Origin of the sequence: Prevotella sp. CAG:255 (assembly GCF_000431195.1) — a bacterium.
Taxonomy (GTDB): domain Bacteria; phylum Bacteroidota; class Bacteroidia; order Bacteroidales; family Bacteroidaceae; genus Prevotella; species Prevotella rara.
The window spans coordinates 1-15,947 of record NZ_HF986767.1 but is presented as its reverse complement, the minus strand read 5'-3'; the positions used below and the strand labels follow the sequence as shown (position 1 = coordinate 15,947).

General features: G+C 43.3%; 9 protein-coding genes. 8 read left to right on the top strand and 1 reads right to left on the bottom strand.

All coding sequences use genetic code 11. The features are described 5' to 3' along the window. Positions 1 to 56: 56 nt before the first annotated feature. Positions 57 to 1,049, bottom strand: a complete 993-nt coding sequence (locus QVO66_RS01290; RefSeq protein ID WP_021853564.1) for a malate dehydrogenase — start codon at positions 1,047 to 1,049, stop codon at positions 57 to 59. A 478-nt stretch (positions 1,050 to 1,527) separates the two neighbouring features. On the opposite strand from QVO66_RS01290, the gene QVO66_RS01285 reads away from it, so the two are divergent. The 8 genes from QVO66_RS01285 to hpf all read left to right on the top strand — a co-directional run bounded on the left by QVO66_RS01285 (position 1,528) and on the right by hpf (position 15,816). Beyond that, on the top strand, positions 1,528 to 3,144 hold the full coding sequence (locus QVO66_RS01285) for a transcriptional regulator (protein ID WP_288172420.1): 1,617 nt from the start codon (positions 1,528 to 1,530) through the stop codon (positions 3,142 to 3,144). Between the two features lie 141 nt (positions 3,145 to 3,285). Beyond that, a complete protein-coding gene (locus QVO66_RS01280; protein ID WP_021853562.1) occupies positions 3,286 to 6,951 on the top strand; it encodes a leucine-rich repeat domain-containing protein in 3,666 nt (1,221 codons plus the stop codon). Positions 6,952 to 7,176: 225 nt separating this feature from the next. Next, positions 7,177 to 8,964 (top strand): aminopeptidase P family protein, encoded by a 1,788-nt coding sequence (locus QVO66_RS01275; protein WP_021853561.1) that lies wholly within the window; start codon positions 7,177 to 7,179, stop codon positions 8,962 to 8,964. Between the two features lie 942 nt (positions 8,965 to 9,906). Further along, entirely contained in the window at positions 9,907 to 10,680 is a 774-nt protein-coding gene (locus QVO66_RS01270; RefSeq protein ID WP_288172419.1) for a porin family protein, read from the top strand. Between the two features lie 268 nt (positions 10,681 to 10,948). Further along, positions 10,949 to 11,140, top strand: a complete 192-nt coding sequence (gene rpsU, locus QVO66_RS01265) for a 30S ribosomal protein S21 (RefSeq protein ID WP_021853559.1) — start codon at positions 10,949 to 10,951, stop codon at positions 11,138 to 11,140. A gap of 943 nt (positions 11,141 to 12,083) precedes the next feature. Then, positions 12,084 to 14,405, top strand: coding sequence for a TonB-dependent receptor (locus tag QVO66_RS01260; protein ID WP_021853557.1), 2,322 nt, complete (start codon positions 12,084 to 12,086; stop codon positions 14,403 to 14,405). Between the two features lie 201 nt (positions 14,406 to 14,606). Further along, positions 14,607 to 15,491, top strand: coding sequence for a tyrosine-type recombinase/integrase (locus QVO66_RS01255; protein ID WP_021853556.1), 885 nt, complete (start codon positions 14,607 to 14,609; stop codon positions 15,489 to 15,491). 25 nt (positions 15,492 to 15,516) lie between these two features. Next, positions 15,517 to 15,816, top strand: coding sequence for a ribosome hibernation-promoting factor, HPF/YfiA family (gene hpf / locus QVO66_RS01250; protein ID WP_021853555.1), 300 nt, complete (start codon positions 15,517 to 15,519; stop codon positions 15,814 to 15,816). The last annotated feature ends 131 nt before the right edge of the window (positions 15,817 to 15,947 follow it).

Here is a 15,947-nt window from a genome sequence, read left to right as displayed (position 1 = left end):
TCTCAATTATACCAAAAAATCCCGGCTTTTGGCCGGGACTTTTTGGTATAAATTAATTACAGGTTCGGGTTAATCTTGTTCCACTCAGAGATTTCAGGAACGATGTTCAGAGTAACCAGCTCGTCGCGCATCTTGCAGAGGTGCTCGTAGCTAGCGTCGAGTTTAGCGTTCTCCTCAGCAGTTCCCTGCGGCATCTCATAGTGAGCGCCGGTTGTGTCGAGAGTAGTCTTCATAGCCATCATGATGTGGTTGTATTTCTCGTTAGAAACATAAGTTCCAACAGGGAAACGGAAAGGCTCGCCACCCATCACGGCACGGATCATCTCAACAGAGAGATAAGCCGGGCTCTGGAATGAAGAACGTCCGCGGAGCTCGATAATCTTGGCACCACCCTTAGTAACGTCAACCTTCATCTGCTCCCACTCCTCGTTTGTGAACTCAGGTGTGCCGATGATTTCTGTCAGAGGTTTGCCGTCGATAGTTACGTGTGAGCCGAATACAGCCATCTGCTCTCCGTGACCGCCGTATGTAGCGCAACCTTCGATCTCGCTCTGCATAACGTTGAACTTCTTAGCCAGTGCGCTCTGCAGACGTGTAGAGTCAAGAGCTGCAAGAGTTGTAACCTGTGAAGGTTTCAGGCCAGAGTACAGCAGAGTTACAAGACCTGTAAGGTCAGCCGGGTTGAAGATGATAACAACGTGCTTAACGTCAGGGCAATATTCCTTGATGTTCTTGCCAAGTCCTTCAGCAATCTCGCAGTTGCCTTTCAGCAGGTCTTCGCGTGTCATGCCGGCCTTACGTGGAGCACCACCAGAAGAGATGATATACTTAGCGTTTGTGAAAGCTTCTTTTACATCAGTTGTAGCTGTTATCTTCACATCGCCGAAACCGCTCTGGCGCATTTCCTCAGCAACGCCTTCCGGTGAGAAAACGTCATAAAGGCAGATGTCGTTAGTCAGACCCATTGTGAGGGCTGTTTGAACCATGTTTGAACCAATCATTCCGGCTGCGCCGACGATTGTAAGTTTTTCGTTAGTTAAGAATTTCATAATAACTTGTGTTTTATTATTGTTAAGACATTCAATTGTCCTTGTTTTTTACCGTAATCGCAGGCATGGTGTGTCATACCTCTCTTTTTAATAGTCCGATATGCGGCTTTACTTTTGCAAATTTAGTAAAAAGAATGGATATAAAATATTTATTAGTATTTTAGTTTGTTATTAAATTTAAAAAGACATATCTTTGTAATGTCTATTTTGCAAAATCATATAAAATATTATGTGATTTCGTCTAAAATGGGCAAGCCTGCCCTTATATAGGGTACATACTGTGTCTCCAGGCGTCCTTAATCGTCAGGAGATGTCCGGCTGTGCCGGCTTGCAGACCATAAATCGTGACGGGAGTTTCGGCTTATCCTATTTTAATATATATGGTGGTTTCGGATGTCATGGCTTGCAGCTGCACAGATGTCAGTATGGCGTGTGTTGTATTCATATTGTATGTTTTGCTTTTCTTGTCAGTAATATTATGAAAAGATTTTGCTTTTTGCTGGTGTTGTTGCTTCATGTTGTCTGCATGCATGCCTTGTATCGGGAGTTTGAAGGCAGGACTCACTATGAGGACTCTCTGCTTGAAACTGCCAAGAGACTGTCGGACAAGCGTAATTATAAAGAGTCTTTTGAGGTGCTGACAAAGCTGCGTGAGATGGCAGAACGCAAGAACGATTACGAGATGGTGTTCCATTGTCATATCAACTGGGCGTTCAATCTTGCCGAGATGCTCAATTATGACGACGCTTTAGACTATCTGTCGAAGGCATATAAGATTTCGGTAGAGAAACTCAGCAAGCGCGAGGAGATGTCAACCCTGAACAACATGGCATATCTTTACCTGAAAAGCAACAAGTATTTGCAGGCAAACGAATATTTCAAGCGCAACTATAATTATGCAAAGGATATAAAGGATACAACCTTTCTGCGGGGATCTGCGCTCAACGTGGCCATTTCGGCGATAGATATGGGCAATCTTGAGGAGTGTAGGGTATATATGAATATAACCGAGCAGCTGGTTAAGCCCAATACAGAGGAATGGATGTCCCTGCAAGCCCTGAAGACCGACTATTTGTTTGAGACGCATCAGTATAAGGCTCTCATATCTTTTGCAAAACGTGTCATAAAGATGAACCTGTATCCGGATATAAGGCAGGACATAAGAATAAATATGTGTAAGGCCTATATCGAGATGAGAGATTATGACAGTGCGGTGGCAATGGCTAATGAAGGCATCGCTAACGAGACAGACCTTGTCAGAAAGCAGCCTTTCTATGAAATTCTCAGTGAGGCATATCTCTGTATGAAACAATATAATCTTGCGTTTGCATACAAAGACTCGTTCATCGTAGCCAAAGACTCCATGCAGGTGCGTATCGACAGGGTGGCTTTCGAAAATAGCAGTATTCAGTTTGAACTGCTTAGGAAGGAGAAGGAGATAAGTGAATATCATGCCCGGGAAACCCGTACGCAGATTCTGATTGTCTTTATTGTGGTGTTGGTTGTCGTGCTGATATGGGCCTTGTCTAACCACATGGTTAAGGTGAAGCAGCGTCAGAAGATTGTGGAGCTTCAGCTCGAACAGGAAAAGAAAAATCAGGAGCTGCTGGCGAAGAAACTTGAAGAGCAGGAGGCACAGAGCATGCTTGACCAGAAAGATTTTCAGCTTCAGCTCGAGAAGAAGAACCGCGAACTGATGTCTAAGGCTCTGTTCATGGCAAACAGAAACGAGGCCGTGCTGAATATTATAGAATCTTTGTCGAAGGATGTGAACATCGAAAAGAACTCACAGCTCGATTTAAATATCCGTGAACTCAAGTCGCATCTTTCTGAAAATAAAGAATGGAGCTATTTTACAACTTATTTTGAAGAATCTAACAAAGAATTTGTCCTTCGGCTTAAAGAAAAGCATCCTAATCTTACCGCAAATGAGATAAGATTTATTTCTTTGGTGTATATCGGTCTGAATAATAAGGAAATATCCTCCCTTTTGAACATAACATCGGAGTATTGCAAAAAGAAAAAACAGAAAATTGCAAGAAAAATGGGACTTGAAGATACACATTCTATGTATCAATATCTTTTTTTCTTTTAATGTGTAACCTCCTGTTTTAGGGCAAAAAAACGATATATCCCCATAAAAACACTACCAGGGTCCCCTTTTTATCCCCCTAATAAGCTTGAAGTTTAATCAGAATGTGCCTATCTTTGGAGCGAATTAAATTTTTTAATGCTTATGAAGAATTTGTTTACAAGCAGGGGAACTGATAACAGGTTGTTGTCTACCCTTTTGATGTTGTTGGTGGCGTTGTGGACTGTTCCACATTATAGTAATGCCATGAACGTTCAGGCTCCTGACGGAGAGGACGAGTGCGTGTTGGATCTGAAAACTGCAGGAACGACAATTTCATTCAATGTTGGTACGTCCGATGCTGAGGGTGGTACAATTAAAGTTGACTTCGGTGGTGGTAATGTAAAAGATTATGATATCGGAAAGAAGGATACCATATTGATAGATGGAGAAGTAAGTGATGGCAGCGTTAAGGTTTATGGAAGCAAGACGCTCATAACATTTCTCTATTGCCCAATGGTTTCTTTGACGGGATTAAATGTGTCAAACTGCGAAAATCTAGAAATGCTTAGTTGCTATGGAAATGGCTTGTCTGTATTGGATTTGACAAAAAACAGCAAACTTTATTATATTGATTGTGGTCACAATGTCTTGCCTGAATTGGATTTGACACAAAATCCTGCACTTCTTTATGTTGATTGTCAAGATAACCGTCTTAAAAGTTTGGACATAACAAAGAATGAGGAACTTTTGTATCTTTATGCTCAGGCAAATTTTGAAATGGGGAATATTGATTTCTCTCATAACAAGAAAATACGTGAGATTGCTGCTTATGGAGCTGCTAACATGACCAGTATAGATGTTTCAAATAATCTTGGTTTGCAACGTTTGTCTGTTGATCAAACGGGACTGTCAACAATAGATGTGAGTAAAAATACTGAATTGCTCATACTTAGTATAGGACTAACAAAAATAACCACGGTTGATGTCAGCAAAAATACAAAATTGAGAGAGTTGTATCTTACTCAAAAAACACCTTACGAATATCGTCATAAGACATTGGACGTGAGCAATAACCCTGAATTGATAAGGTTGTTTGTTGCATATAATGATTTGACAGATTTGGATCTTTCTAAAAATCCAAAATTGCAGTCTTTGGTTTTAACTGGAAATAATTTGAAAAGTCTTGACCTTTCAAAGAATAATGATATGATAGAGTTGGAACTAAGATATAATTATTTCACGTTTAATTCATTGCCTTTAGCCTATGATGCATTAAAGAACTATTCATATTATCCTCAGAAAGAAATGTCTGTAGCGAAAGAACTTTCTATAGAAGAAACCTTAGATCTTTCAAAAGACATATATGATTCTGAACATGAAACAACAGTTACTGTTTACCTTACAGATAGCAATAGTCCTTATGGATCAAGCACAAGGCTGACAGAAGGAACTGATTATACTTATGATAAAGGTGTGGTTACGTTCCTTAAAGCTCAAAGTGATAGCGTATATTGTGCTTTTAGAAATGATAAGTATCCAGGTCTTGAATTAAAAACAAGCCGTTTCCTTGTTTTGAATCCTGAGGATGTTGGAAAGTCTACACTTGCTGCCGATATGACAACAGGTTTGGCTGTTGGTGAGACATTTGCCATGAACTTGTCTACATTCGGTAAGGGTGAAAAGGTTGAGGTTGACTTTGGTGACGGTGAACTTAAAGAGTTTACTCTGTCTGACACGCCACAAGAGGTCAGCGGCGAGGTTAAGGGCGCTAACATAAAGGTTTATACTGCTTCTGGTGTTCAGCTCAAAGACTTCGATGCTTCTGGAATGAAACTTACCAGTGCGAATATATTTAAATCTAAGGCTATAAGAAATCTTAACCTTAATAATAACGAGATTGCAGAAATAGACCTGTCTGGCAATTTGAAATTTAATTCTATTCAGCTTGACAACAATAAACTTACAACTTTGAGTATAAAAGGACTTACGAATACTAAGATGCTTAGCTGTGACAATAATCAGCTTGAGAGCATAGTATTCGAATCTTCTGCTTCTGCTATGTCAGAAATCAGCTGCTCTGGCAATAAACTTAAGAACCTGTCTTTCTTAAGCAGAGCATCTTCAGTAGAGGTCCTAGACTTCTCAAATAACGAGGTTTCCGACTATATGTTTACAACTATGTACAACATCCGTGACCTGAATATGTCATACAATAAGTTTAAGTCAGTAAATTTGGCATATAACACTAAACTTGAGAAACTGAATGTTGAAGGAAACTACTTTACATACAGCACATTGCCTCAGACTACGGCACAGGAGTTTGTTTACGGTAACCAGAATCCTGTAACTATTGCTGAAAAATCATTCATGGTAGATTTGTCTAAGGAGGCAACATTTAAGGGCAAGAATACCAAGTTTACATGGAAGACTGAAAGCGGAAATGTAATGGAAGAGGGTGTAGATTATAATGTTGAAAATGGTGTTACTACATTCTTGAAAGTTCAGGAGGAGAAAGTATATGCTGAGCTGACAAACGAGGCTTATCCAGATCTGACTCTTACAACAACTCTTGTTGAAACTTCTGAAAAACCGGAATTTGTGTTGGCTAATTTGGTTAGTACCGCAGAAGTGGGTTCTGAAGTAAGGATGATATTGGCTGCCAAGACTCCTAAAGCTGTTTATGTAGATTTCGGTGACGGTAAACTGGCTGAGTGTATATTGGGTAGTGGAAATACAACATTGACATCACAGCTTGGTGCCAACAAGAATATAACAATTTATGGCTATGATGAGTCTTACTGTGATATTACTGTCTTGAGTATGTCTAATGTTGCTTTGGAAAAGGTTGATATATCTAAATTGAAAGATTTGACCACGTTGACATTATCTAACGCAGGCCTTACAGAGATAGATCTGAGCAACAACACTCTCCTCGGATTCCTGACATTGTCAGATTGTAACCTGGAACAGATAGACTTGTCTAAACTTACCAATCTTACAAATGTGTCCTTGATCAATAACAAGCTTTCGGCAATAGACCTTAGCAACAATACAAAGTTGGCAACACTACAACTTAGTGGCAATAATTTTGAAACTTTGGTTTTTCCTGAGCTTCCCGCCTTGTATCAGCTGAGAGTTTCAGATAATAAGTTGAAGACTCTTGATGTTACTAATTGCCCGATATTACGCGAGTTTTATTGCAATGGTAATAACCTTTCATCGCTCGATATGTCAGGCCAGGCAGATAAATATAGCATGGTATACGCTTACGACAATAACTTTAAGTTCAGCACTCTGCCTGTATTCGACATCCATAACCCGATGAACTATAAGTATACTCCTCAGAAGGACGTTGAGATTACTGTAGATGGTGGTAAGGTTGACTTGAGCAGCGAGTATATGGTGGCTGAGAATCCTACAGTTTACACATGGACAACAGAATCAGGCGCAACTCTCGTTGAGGGCACTGACTATACTATTGACAACGGCGTTACAACATTCATGAAGAACTTCGACGAGAATGTTTACTGCTCTATGACCAATGCGGCTTATCCTGAACTGACGCTGAAGACTATAGGCGTTAAGCCTGAGACAACAGGTATCGGCGGAATAACTTCAGGCGAAGGCATTAAGGTTGAAAACGGAAACATCGTGATCACTGTTGACGGCGAGGCTAAGGTGCTCGTATACAACACAGCCGGCATGATGGTGCGTTCATTCGACGTTGAGGGCGGAACCGTTGTAGTAGATGGCCTGGCAGGCGGCGTTTACATGATAGACGTAAGATGCGGCAGCCAGCGCATAGTTAAGAAAGTTATGCTTAAATAAGTTTTTTAGGTTCTTAATGTAGTAAATTTTTCTGTGATGTCAGCGGGCAGGGGTTATCCCTTGTCCGCTGATTCTTTTTGTCTTAATCCTAAAAACGCTAAGTGTAGATACAAACGGCTTCTAAGGTATCTGCTAAAAAATAATCAGGTTATTTCTGTTTTAGTTTGCTGTTAAGTCTAAAAAGAATTATCTTTGTTCAGACTATTCTGAAAAATCTTATTCATTATGACGAACACTATTATAGAACAAAGACTGGCAGCCCTGCGCGACGTGATGCGCCGCGAGAGCATCGATGCGTTTATATTCCCTTCTACCGACCCTCACAACGGCGAGTATGTGCCCGAACATTGGGAGGGGCGCAAGTGGATATCCGGCTTCAACGGTTCGGCGGGAACAGCCGTTGTTACTATGGACGCTGCCGCGCTGTGGACCGACTCGCGCTATTTCCTTGCCGCTGCCGAGCAGCTCGAAGGCACGGAGTTTAAGCTGATGAAAGAGCGTGTTGAGGGCACGCCGTCGATAATAAAGTGGCTCGGCCAGAAGCTCTCTTTCGTTTCGAGTCCCGTTGTGGGCATCGACGGCATGGTCAATTCAGAAGCTTCGGTGGCAGAGCTCATTGCCGGACTTCGGAATGAGGGCGGCATAACCGTAAGAACCAACTTTGATCCGCTCGGGCAGATATGGACCGACCGTCCGCCGGTGCCGCAGAACAAGATAACCGTTCATCCGCTGGAGTATGCCGGAGAGTCGTGCGCCTCGAAACTGGAGCGCATACGCGCAATGCTGAAGGACATAAACGCCTGCGGAATGCTTGCCGCCGCGCTCGACGACATAGCCTGGACGCTCAACCTGCGAGGCTCTGATGTCCACTGCAATCCTGTGTTTGTGTCTTATCTGCTCATAACGTCACGCCATGCCACGCTGTTCGTTGACGGCGCCAAGCTCGACGACGGCGTGCGTGAGTATCTGAAGGGCGAGGGCGTAGACATTGCAGATTATAATAAGGTGAAAGATGCCCTGGCTGCATATTCTGAATATAACATACTGCTCGATTCGTGCGAGATAAACCATACGCTGTTCAGTGCCGTCAGATGCGAGAAGGTGGCGCAGCCGTCGCCCATACCATATATGAAGGCCGTCAAGAACAGTGCCGAGATAGAAGGCTTCCGCCGCGCCATGCTGCGCGACGGCGTTGCGCTGGTGAAGTTTCTGCGCTGGCTTAAGCCTGCCGTTGAGGCCGGCGGTGAGACCGAGATGAGCGTCGACCGCAAGCTGACATCGCTGCGCGCGGAGCAGAAGCTGTTTAAGGACATATCGTTCGACACCATTGCCGCCTATCAGGAGCACGGAGCCATTGTTCACTATGAGGCAACGCCCGAAACCGACGTGCCGCTGCGTCCCGAAGGACTTATTCTGATAGATTCGGGTGCGCAGTATCTCGACGGAACCACCGACATAACGCGCACCATAGCCCTGGGCGATGTAACCGAGGAGCAGAAACTCGTCTATACGCTTGTGCTGAAAGGCCACATACAGCTGGAGCTTTGCAAGTTTCCGCGTGGCGCCAGCGGCACACAGCTCGATGCGCTCGCCCGCAAAGACATGTGGCGCTACGGCTTCAACTACATGCACGGCACGGGCCACGGCGTAGGCTCATATCTCAATGTCCACGAAGGTCCTCACCAGATACGCATGGAATACAGGCCTGCACCGCTCGTTGAAGGCATGACCGTTACCGACGAGCCGGGCATATATCTTGCCGGACGCTTCGGCGTGAGGATAGAGAACACGCTGCTCACCGTGCCATATCGCGACACCGAGTTTGGCTCGTTCCTCGGCTTCGAGTCGCTTACGCTCTGTCCGATAGACCTCGCTCCGGTTAATAAAGAGATGCTGCTGCCTGAAGAAAAAGAGTGGCTCAACGAATACCACCGCACTGTCTACGACCGCCTTTCGCAGCATCTCGAAGGCGAAGACCGCGAGTGGCTGGCATCGGCTTGTGCAGAAATCTGATGCCGTGAATCTTGCTTTTTATTGATTTACAGGCTAAAGTATGTAGCATAACACCTCATCGGCAGTTGTTTTCCTGTAACTTTATAAGCGGAAGTCGTCCTTTAAGGAATACCTTGGGCTACTTCCGCTTATTTTATTTTTACAAGATGTATGGCATAAGACAGGTGCTCATGATTTGAAGCATTGTCAGCTCATCAGGTATTTTGCCGCTCAAAGTGTCATCACAAAAATGTCATGATTTTCTGCCGAAATAGAAAACGGAGAGCGCTTTTATGGCTTGCATCGGTAAAGTATGTTTACATTATCATGCAAAAGGCATGCTTTTGAAAAATTACTCGGCAACTTTTTAGTGGAAAAAGCACCGCTTTTAAGGGGAAAACAGGCCTGTTTTTTTATTGAAATAATAGCTTTTTTGTCCGAAATGGGACAAAAAATGTTGCACATATTGCCAGATTTTGCCGTAACACATTGTAACACACCGGATTACACTTGCACGCGAAAACTGCCCGAATTTTCGTCCAACAGATTTTAATTTTCAAATATCTCAGTATGAGAGTGTCAAAGGAAATCAAAAAGGAAGCTAAGTCCGTTTTTATTCAGCAATGTGATTTGTTCAGGTTTTTTTCCTTCATGAAATATTATTTTCAGGTTGCTGCATGCTGATGCCGGCAAATAAATAAAGTGTTTAAAGTTTTGATGAGACAAAAAATATTCTTATTTTTGTAAAATATTGCTAAATCTGCAGTCGGAACCTGTCTTAAAAGAATATTTGAACCCGTGAACGATACCGGAATATCGCCCCATAAGAATGTCGAATGAGCAATGCTGAAGGGGAAAAGAGTGTGAAGAATGGTCTTTTTTATACATTTATATAAATGTCTGATTCTGTCAGTCCATGTGTTCAGACTGCTGGTGTGGAATTTTAATCATTATAAAAATAGTATGAAAAAACTTTTTGCTTTAATTGCTGTCTTTCTTATGCCTCTGACGATGTTTGCGCAGCGTCAGGCAGGCGAATTTTCTTTGCAGCCAAAGATAGGACTTACTTTTTCAGATGTAAGCGGCATTGACAATACTGCGTATAAAGCTGGGATAAAGGCAGGAGTGGAGGCCGAATATATGGCTACAAAATGGCTCGGAGTAACTTTGGGGATTGATTATTCGGAGCGCGGATGCGGTTTCGACAAGTTTATCTGGGGGTATGCTTATCTTAAAGGGCCTTTGGAGGATCCCGGAACCGGACAAATAGACGATGACATGTATGATAAAGAACTTAAATTCTGGCAAGAAGATGGAGACGGGCATAAAGTGAAGCTTTCTTACCTCAGTGTGCCTGTAATGGCTAACTTTTATATATATAAAGGTCTCGCCGTTAAAGCCGGAGTGCAGGTAGACTTCATGCTGAGCGCAAAATATCCAAGGGGATACAAAGAGATATTTGACGGACAACCGTGGGACGGCAAATATACAGACATAAAAGACCGTTGCCGTAAGGTTGATGTTACCATACCTCTGGGACTCTCGTATGAATACAAACGTTTTGTACTTGATGCAAGATATGAATTTGGACTGCTCGACATAAAAGATGACGAGATTGTTGCGAAGAATCTTTCGACCGACGGAACCAGCTATTTTCTGGAGTATTACCTCCTTAACGGCAAATTGAAGCGTTCTTCGGCTTTCACGCTGACGTTAGGCTACAGACTGGGACTTTAACCCGGAGCTGTAGTAACAATTCATAATTCATAATTCACAATTCATAATTTATAATTGGCTACGCCGAACTACGTTTCATATGCTCAATAAAACGTTTTGCATGGGCAATTTAACCGCTGAAAGTCAGGCAGATGTGAAAAATAAATACTTTTTGCTTAAAAAGCCTCTGAATATTTGGAAGATAAAAAAATAAGATGTAATTTTGCAGCCGCTAATAATAGCATGAAATTAAAAAATAAGTTTAACATATAAAATTTTAAGACAAAAAATGATCATTGTACCAGTTAAAGATGGCGAGAACATCGAAAGAGCATTGAAGAAATTCAAGAGAAAATTTGAGAAGACAGGTGTCGTAAAGGAACTTCGTGCACGTCAGCAGTTCGATAAGCCGTCTGTCTTGAAGAGGCTCAAGATGGAACGCGCTATTTACGTACAGAAACTGAGAGCTACAGAGGAATAACCAATATTGAATGGGTATACCGCTTAGGCGTTAAAAAGTAATGATAAGGTCCTGCGAATATTTGCAGCCGATATGATGGTGCGTTCGCAGGACGATGTAATTTTGCCGATAGGCTATTGGGGGGATGTACACGGAGTGACTGTGCCACATCCTTTTTTTATATATAAAAATATGTAGCGTCTGTGTGCCGTTGAGGCATTGCTGTTTTCTTATGGCGCTTTCGTCGTATTTTTTTTGGAAAGCGATAATCAATCACGTTTTTTTGTTATTATTGTTGTTGTGTGTGTAGCAGCTTCGGCTGTCTGCATCGTGTTTGTAAGCATCAGCATTGGCTTTTCTCCTGTGCATGCATCCTGAGGGTAGGGCTGTTGGCGTATATGGCTGTTGGGCTTGTTTCGGTATTGCCCTTTGACATCCGGCTCTTTATATGGCGTTTAAAAAATGTGTCGGCGATGTCTGATTTTGTTCAGGCTGTCTTGTGGAGCGATTTAAAAAATGTGATTTTTGTAAGATTAAGGTTAAAAAAAGTAAAAGGATGAAGTTTTGGAATATAATTATTATCTTTGCATATATATGCATTTATGTTAAAGAGTGTAGTCAGGCCGGCATGGCTTATCTTTCTTGGCTATAATCTTTGCAGAGGCTTAAGCCCGAACCTCTTGCGGCAAACAAATTCTATATACCTTAATATAGTCGGTTTGTAGGGATTGTAAAAACACATTAAACTTTACGCTATGAAAATTAACGGAATTATCAGAGAAATAGGTAATCTGAAAGGAAAACAGCTGGCAAGAACAGGCAAGGTTTACACATAACGGATTTGCCGACAAATTGAAAACATTCATAATACATGACCAACTTATAAGTCGAAGTGGCGCAAAGCACGCTGATGCCGCTTGCTCGTGTTTTCCGCAAATATCTGATACAAATAAAAAATTAAACTATGAAACACTTTTTAGCCTTTATAATAGCACTGTTTGCATACACTGCGAATGCCCAGACTGGCATCACTGTTACCGGACGCGTGACAGACGATGCCGGCAACGCCATAGAACGCGCCACTGTGACGATGACACGGCTTGACGACGGAACAAAGCTGGCGCCTGTCATTACCGGCAACGACGGCACGTTCATGATAGACAGCATATCCGAAGGACGCTACACTCTCGGCATAACGTGCGTGGGCTATGACAAATACAATAAAAAACTGCGCGTAAGCGGCCCTCTCGATTTGGGCGCGGTCGTTATGGGCGGTTCTGCAAAAATGCTCGACGAAGTGACGGTCATGGCGGATTACTCGAGCGTGAAGTCAAACGGCACCATAACGGTCAGGGTGAAAGGCAATCCGCTGGCTAAAGGCCAGACGCTGCTGGATTTTATGAAATTTATGCGCGGCGTCAGCGTGAGGGGTGAGGATGTCAGCGTCTACGGACGGCAAAACACCTTGATATATCTTGAGGAGCAAGAAATAACACAGGAGCAGATGAAGACCATCGACCCCTCGATGATTTCACACATAGATGTGATAACCAACCCTGATGCCTCTTATGGTTTGGGTATTGGCGGCGTGATAAAAATTTATCTGCGTGACGACGGCGGTGTGCTCGGCACGCTGACATTCAATGGCAGAGCCAGTCAGGATGGTCTTCTGCGTGCCTTGCCGGGGCTGAATCTTCTATATGCGCGAGGCAAGGTGAGAGTAAGCAACCTGCTGACAGGCAGCCTGCACGACAAGTCGGTGCGGTCGCAGGTGCAGAACGACGTGGCGGACAATGTGGAGACACAAACTGAAACAAACAGCGTAACCAGGGGCAATGGCTATCTTATGGATAATCTCGCGCTGAGATATTCGCCTACTGATCTTGACAGAATCTATGTGTACGGAGGCGTGAGAATGAGTAACGGCGAAACGTCGACCAACAGCCATGACGGCACGGATCTCTTGAATATTAACAGTCTGTCGAAACCCCGGTATTATAGTGTCGGACTGCAATACAAACACTTTTTCCGTAAAGACAGTGTCAGCTATTTCTTTTTCAGAGGAAGTTATTCGGGGCAGGATTACAGCGAAGGCTTAAGCTATGTATTGAACTCCACTGCCGACAATGCCAGACTTGGCTATAATACGAATAACGTATGGATAGACCCGGTGTTGCATGTGGTGCTAAACAAAAAATCGAATTTAAATGCCGGCTTGGTTTACGGTTATATGTACGACAAGCACGACGACACGGGGACAACGCAGCTTGGATACATTCGTGACGGGCGCTATGTAAGCTCCGGCACCGACTATGGCGCATGGGTGGACTATAGCACGAAGATAGGCAAGTTCCTGTATGTGCAGGGAACGCTTAACTATCACGGGACGAAAACCGTATTTCGTGACCGTATTGACAGTAAAAACAATGTAGATTTATGGGAAGACGGAATATACCCGAGTATCTTTGCGCAATGGAATCTCAGCAAGGAGGAAAATCCGTCGCCGGCAAAAGAATTTTATATTAACTTCAACTACCAGTATTATTACTCCTTGCCGAATTATAACTATACACTGCCTACCGTTACATGGCAGGGACAAAATCAATACAGCATAGGTAACCCTGACTTGACAAAAGAAAATCGTCACGACTTTTATGTGTGGCTGGCATATCACAGAAAGTGGACCGTGTACTACGACTTCAACTATGGCGACAATTTGGTGAAGGTGATTATGCATGCTGACCCTGACCGTAAGGATACCTATTTTACAAGGCCGGAAAACGCCGGATGGCAGATACAGCACAAGCTGTCGGTGGCATATCAGACTAAAGTCTTTGACTTCTGGTACACCAACACCGAGATGATAGTCAGAAACAGGCGCGAGAGCATGCCGGGAAAGTCTGTCAGTCAGACTTCTTTATATTTTTCAACCAGTAACAATTTTAAAATAGCCAAAAACTATGGCATAACACTCGACTTTGCAGCTTCGACCAAGACAAAGACGCTGTCGTATGAATATGACGGCTGGTTCAATCTCAATGCCCAGGCATATATGTCGCTGTTGAAAAACAAGCTGAACGTAAACCTCAGCTACAATGGCGTGTTTTATAACAGACCGAAAATGACTGTGTATGGCGACGGATGGATGCTGACGCGCAAGTATTTCAGCCACAACACATCTGTAAGTCTGAACGTGTCGTGGAATTTCAGTATTGGCAAGAAGATAAAAGATAACCGTGACATGCCGTCGATAGGCTCCGCAGGAAGAGCAATTCCTACTTTCTGATTTTAAGCACTATGGATTTATTATGGTCCGGCTCTGATGAAATGTTGACATATAAGGTTTCCTCAGTGCCGGATTTTTCTTTTTCCTGCTCATGATAGTTATTCCCTGTAAAGCGGAAAAGAATTTGGCGGAAAAATTTGGCGGTTCGGTTTTATTTTTGTAAATTCGTTGCCGAATAACATGGTTTGAGCAACTGTATTTATGATGATAAGAGAATTTTTGAACTACCTCCAGTTTGAGCGGAACTACTCCGCGAGAACCGTGAAGGAATACGGAGCAGACTTGAAAGAGTTTGAACTGTACTTCAAAAATTTGGATGCTCATCTCTCATGGGAGTCGGTCGACTCTGATGTCATCCGCGACTGGATGGAGAGTATGATGGATAAGGGAAACAGTGCGTCGTCGGTCAACAGGCGATTGAGCGCATTGCGTTCCTTTTTTCGTTTTGCCCTTTCCCGAAATCTTGTTTGCTCAGATCCGGCCCACGGTCTGACAGGCCCGAAGAAAAACAAACCATTGCCACAATTCGTCAAGGAAAGCGAGATGGACGAGCTGCTCAACGGCAGCATGTGGAATCTCTCTGACTATAAAGATGTGTGCGCGCGTACTATTATAATGACTTTTTATGAGACAGGGATGCGCGCTGCCGAACTTATAGGGCTTGACGATGCCATGGTTGACCTCGAAGCCTGCCAGCTGAAGGTTACTGGCAAAAGAAACAAACAGCGCGTCATTCCGTTTGGCCAAGGGCTGCGCGACGCGCTGTCGGCATATATGGAACTAAGAGACAAAGTCGTGACGAGGCTTGAGCCGGCGCTGTTTGTGTCGGCAAAGGGCCGCAGGCTCACTTATCCGCAAGTGAGAGTCTGCGTGTCGGACAATCTTGCGCGGGTGAGCTCGCTTAAAAAACGCAGCCCGCACGTGCTGCGCCATACATTTGCTACAGCCATGCTTAATCATGGCGCCGGACTTGAGAGCGTTAAGAAGCTGTTGGGGCATCAGGAGCTGACAACTACTGAGATATATACTCATACCACGTTTGAACAGCTTAAGAAAGTTTACAAATCCGCCCATCCAAGGGCTTAACCCTTAAAATTACAAGGAGGTAACTATGGAAGTTAAAATTCAGTCAATCCATTTTGACGCTACTGAACAATTGAAGGCATTTATCGAAAAGAAAACTGCCAAGTTGGAAAAATCTTATGAGGATATTCAAACTGTAGAGGTTCAACTTAAAGTTGTTAAGCCTGCCACTGCCATGAATAAGGAAACAAGTATCACTGTAATGGTTCCCGGCTCACGTCTTTTTGTTGAAAAAGTGTGCGATACTTTTGAAGAGGGAATTGACCTCTGTGTGGACTCTTTGAAGGTCCAATTGGCGAAATTTAAAGAAAAATTGCGCAATAGATAAAAAAAATCGCGAAAAGTTTTGGAGATTAAAAAATAATGCCTATCTTTGCAGCCGTTTTAGGACACGTCCTTACAACAAGCGCCTAACGGCTGCTTAACGTTGCCTCTTTAGCTCAGTTGGCCAGAGCACGT

Bases quoted from the DNA above. Each gene is read 5' to 3' on its own strand.
- QVO66_RS01290 (WP_021853564.1), bottom strand. From the start codon at position 1,049: ATGAAATTCTTAACTAACGAAAAACTTACAATCGTCGGCGCAGCCGGA.
- QVO66_RS01285 (WP_288172420.1), top strand. From the start codon at position 1,528: ATGAAAAGATTTTGCTTTTTGCTGGTGTTGTTGCTTCATGTTGTCTGC.
- QVO66_RS01280 (WP_021853562.1), top strand. From the start codon at position 3,286: ATGAAGAATTTGTTTACAAGCAGGGGAACTGATAACAGGTTGTTGTCT.
- QVO66_RS01275 (WP_021853561.1), top strand. From the start codon at position 7,177: ATGACGAACACTATTATAGAACAAAGACTGGCAGCCCTGCGCGACGTG.
- QVO66_RS01270 (WP_288172419.1), top strand. From the start codon at position 9,907: ATGAAAAAACTTTTTGCTTTAATTGCTGTCTTTCTTATGCCTCTGACG.
- rpsU (WP_021853559.1), top strand. From the start codon at position 10,949: ATGATCATTGTACCAGTTAAAGATGGCGAGAACATCGAAAGAGCATTG.
- QVO66_RS01260 (WP_021853557.1), top strand. From the start codon at position 12,084: ATGAAACACTTTTTAGCCTTTATAATAGCACTGTTTGCATACACTGCG.
- QVO66_RS01255 (WP_021853556.1), top strand. From the start codon at position 14,607: ATGATGATAAGAGAATTTTTGAACTACCTCCAGTTTGAGCGGAACTAC.
- hpf (WP_021853555.1), top strand. From the start codon at position 15,517: ATGGAAGTTAAAATTCAGTCAATCCATTTTGACGCTACTGAACAATTG.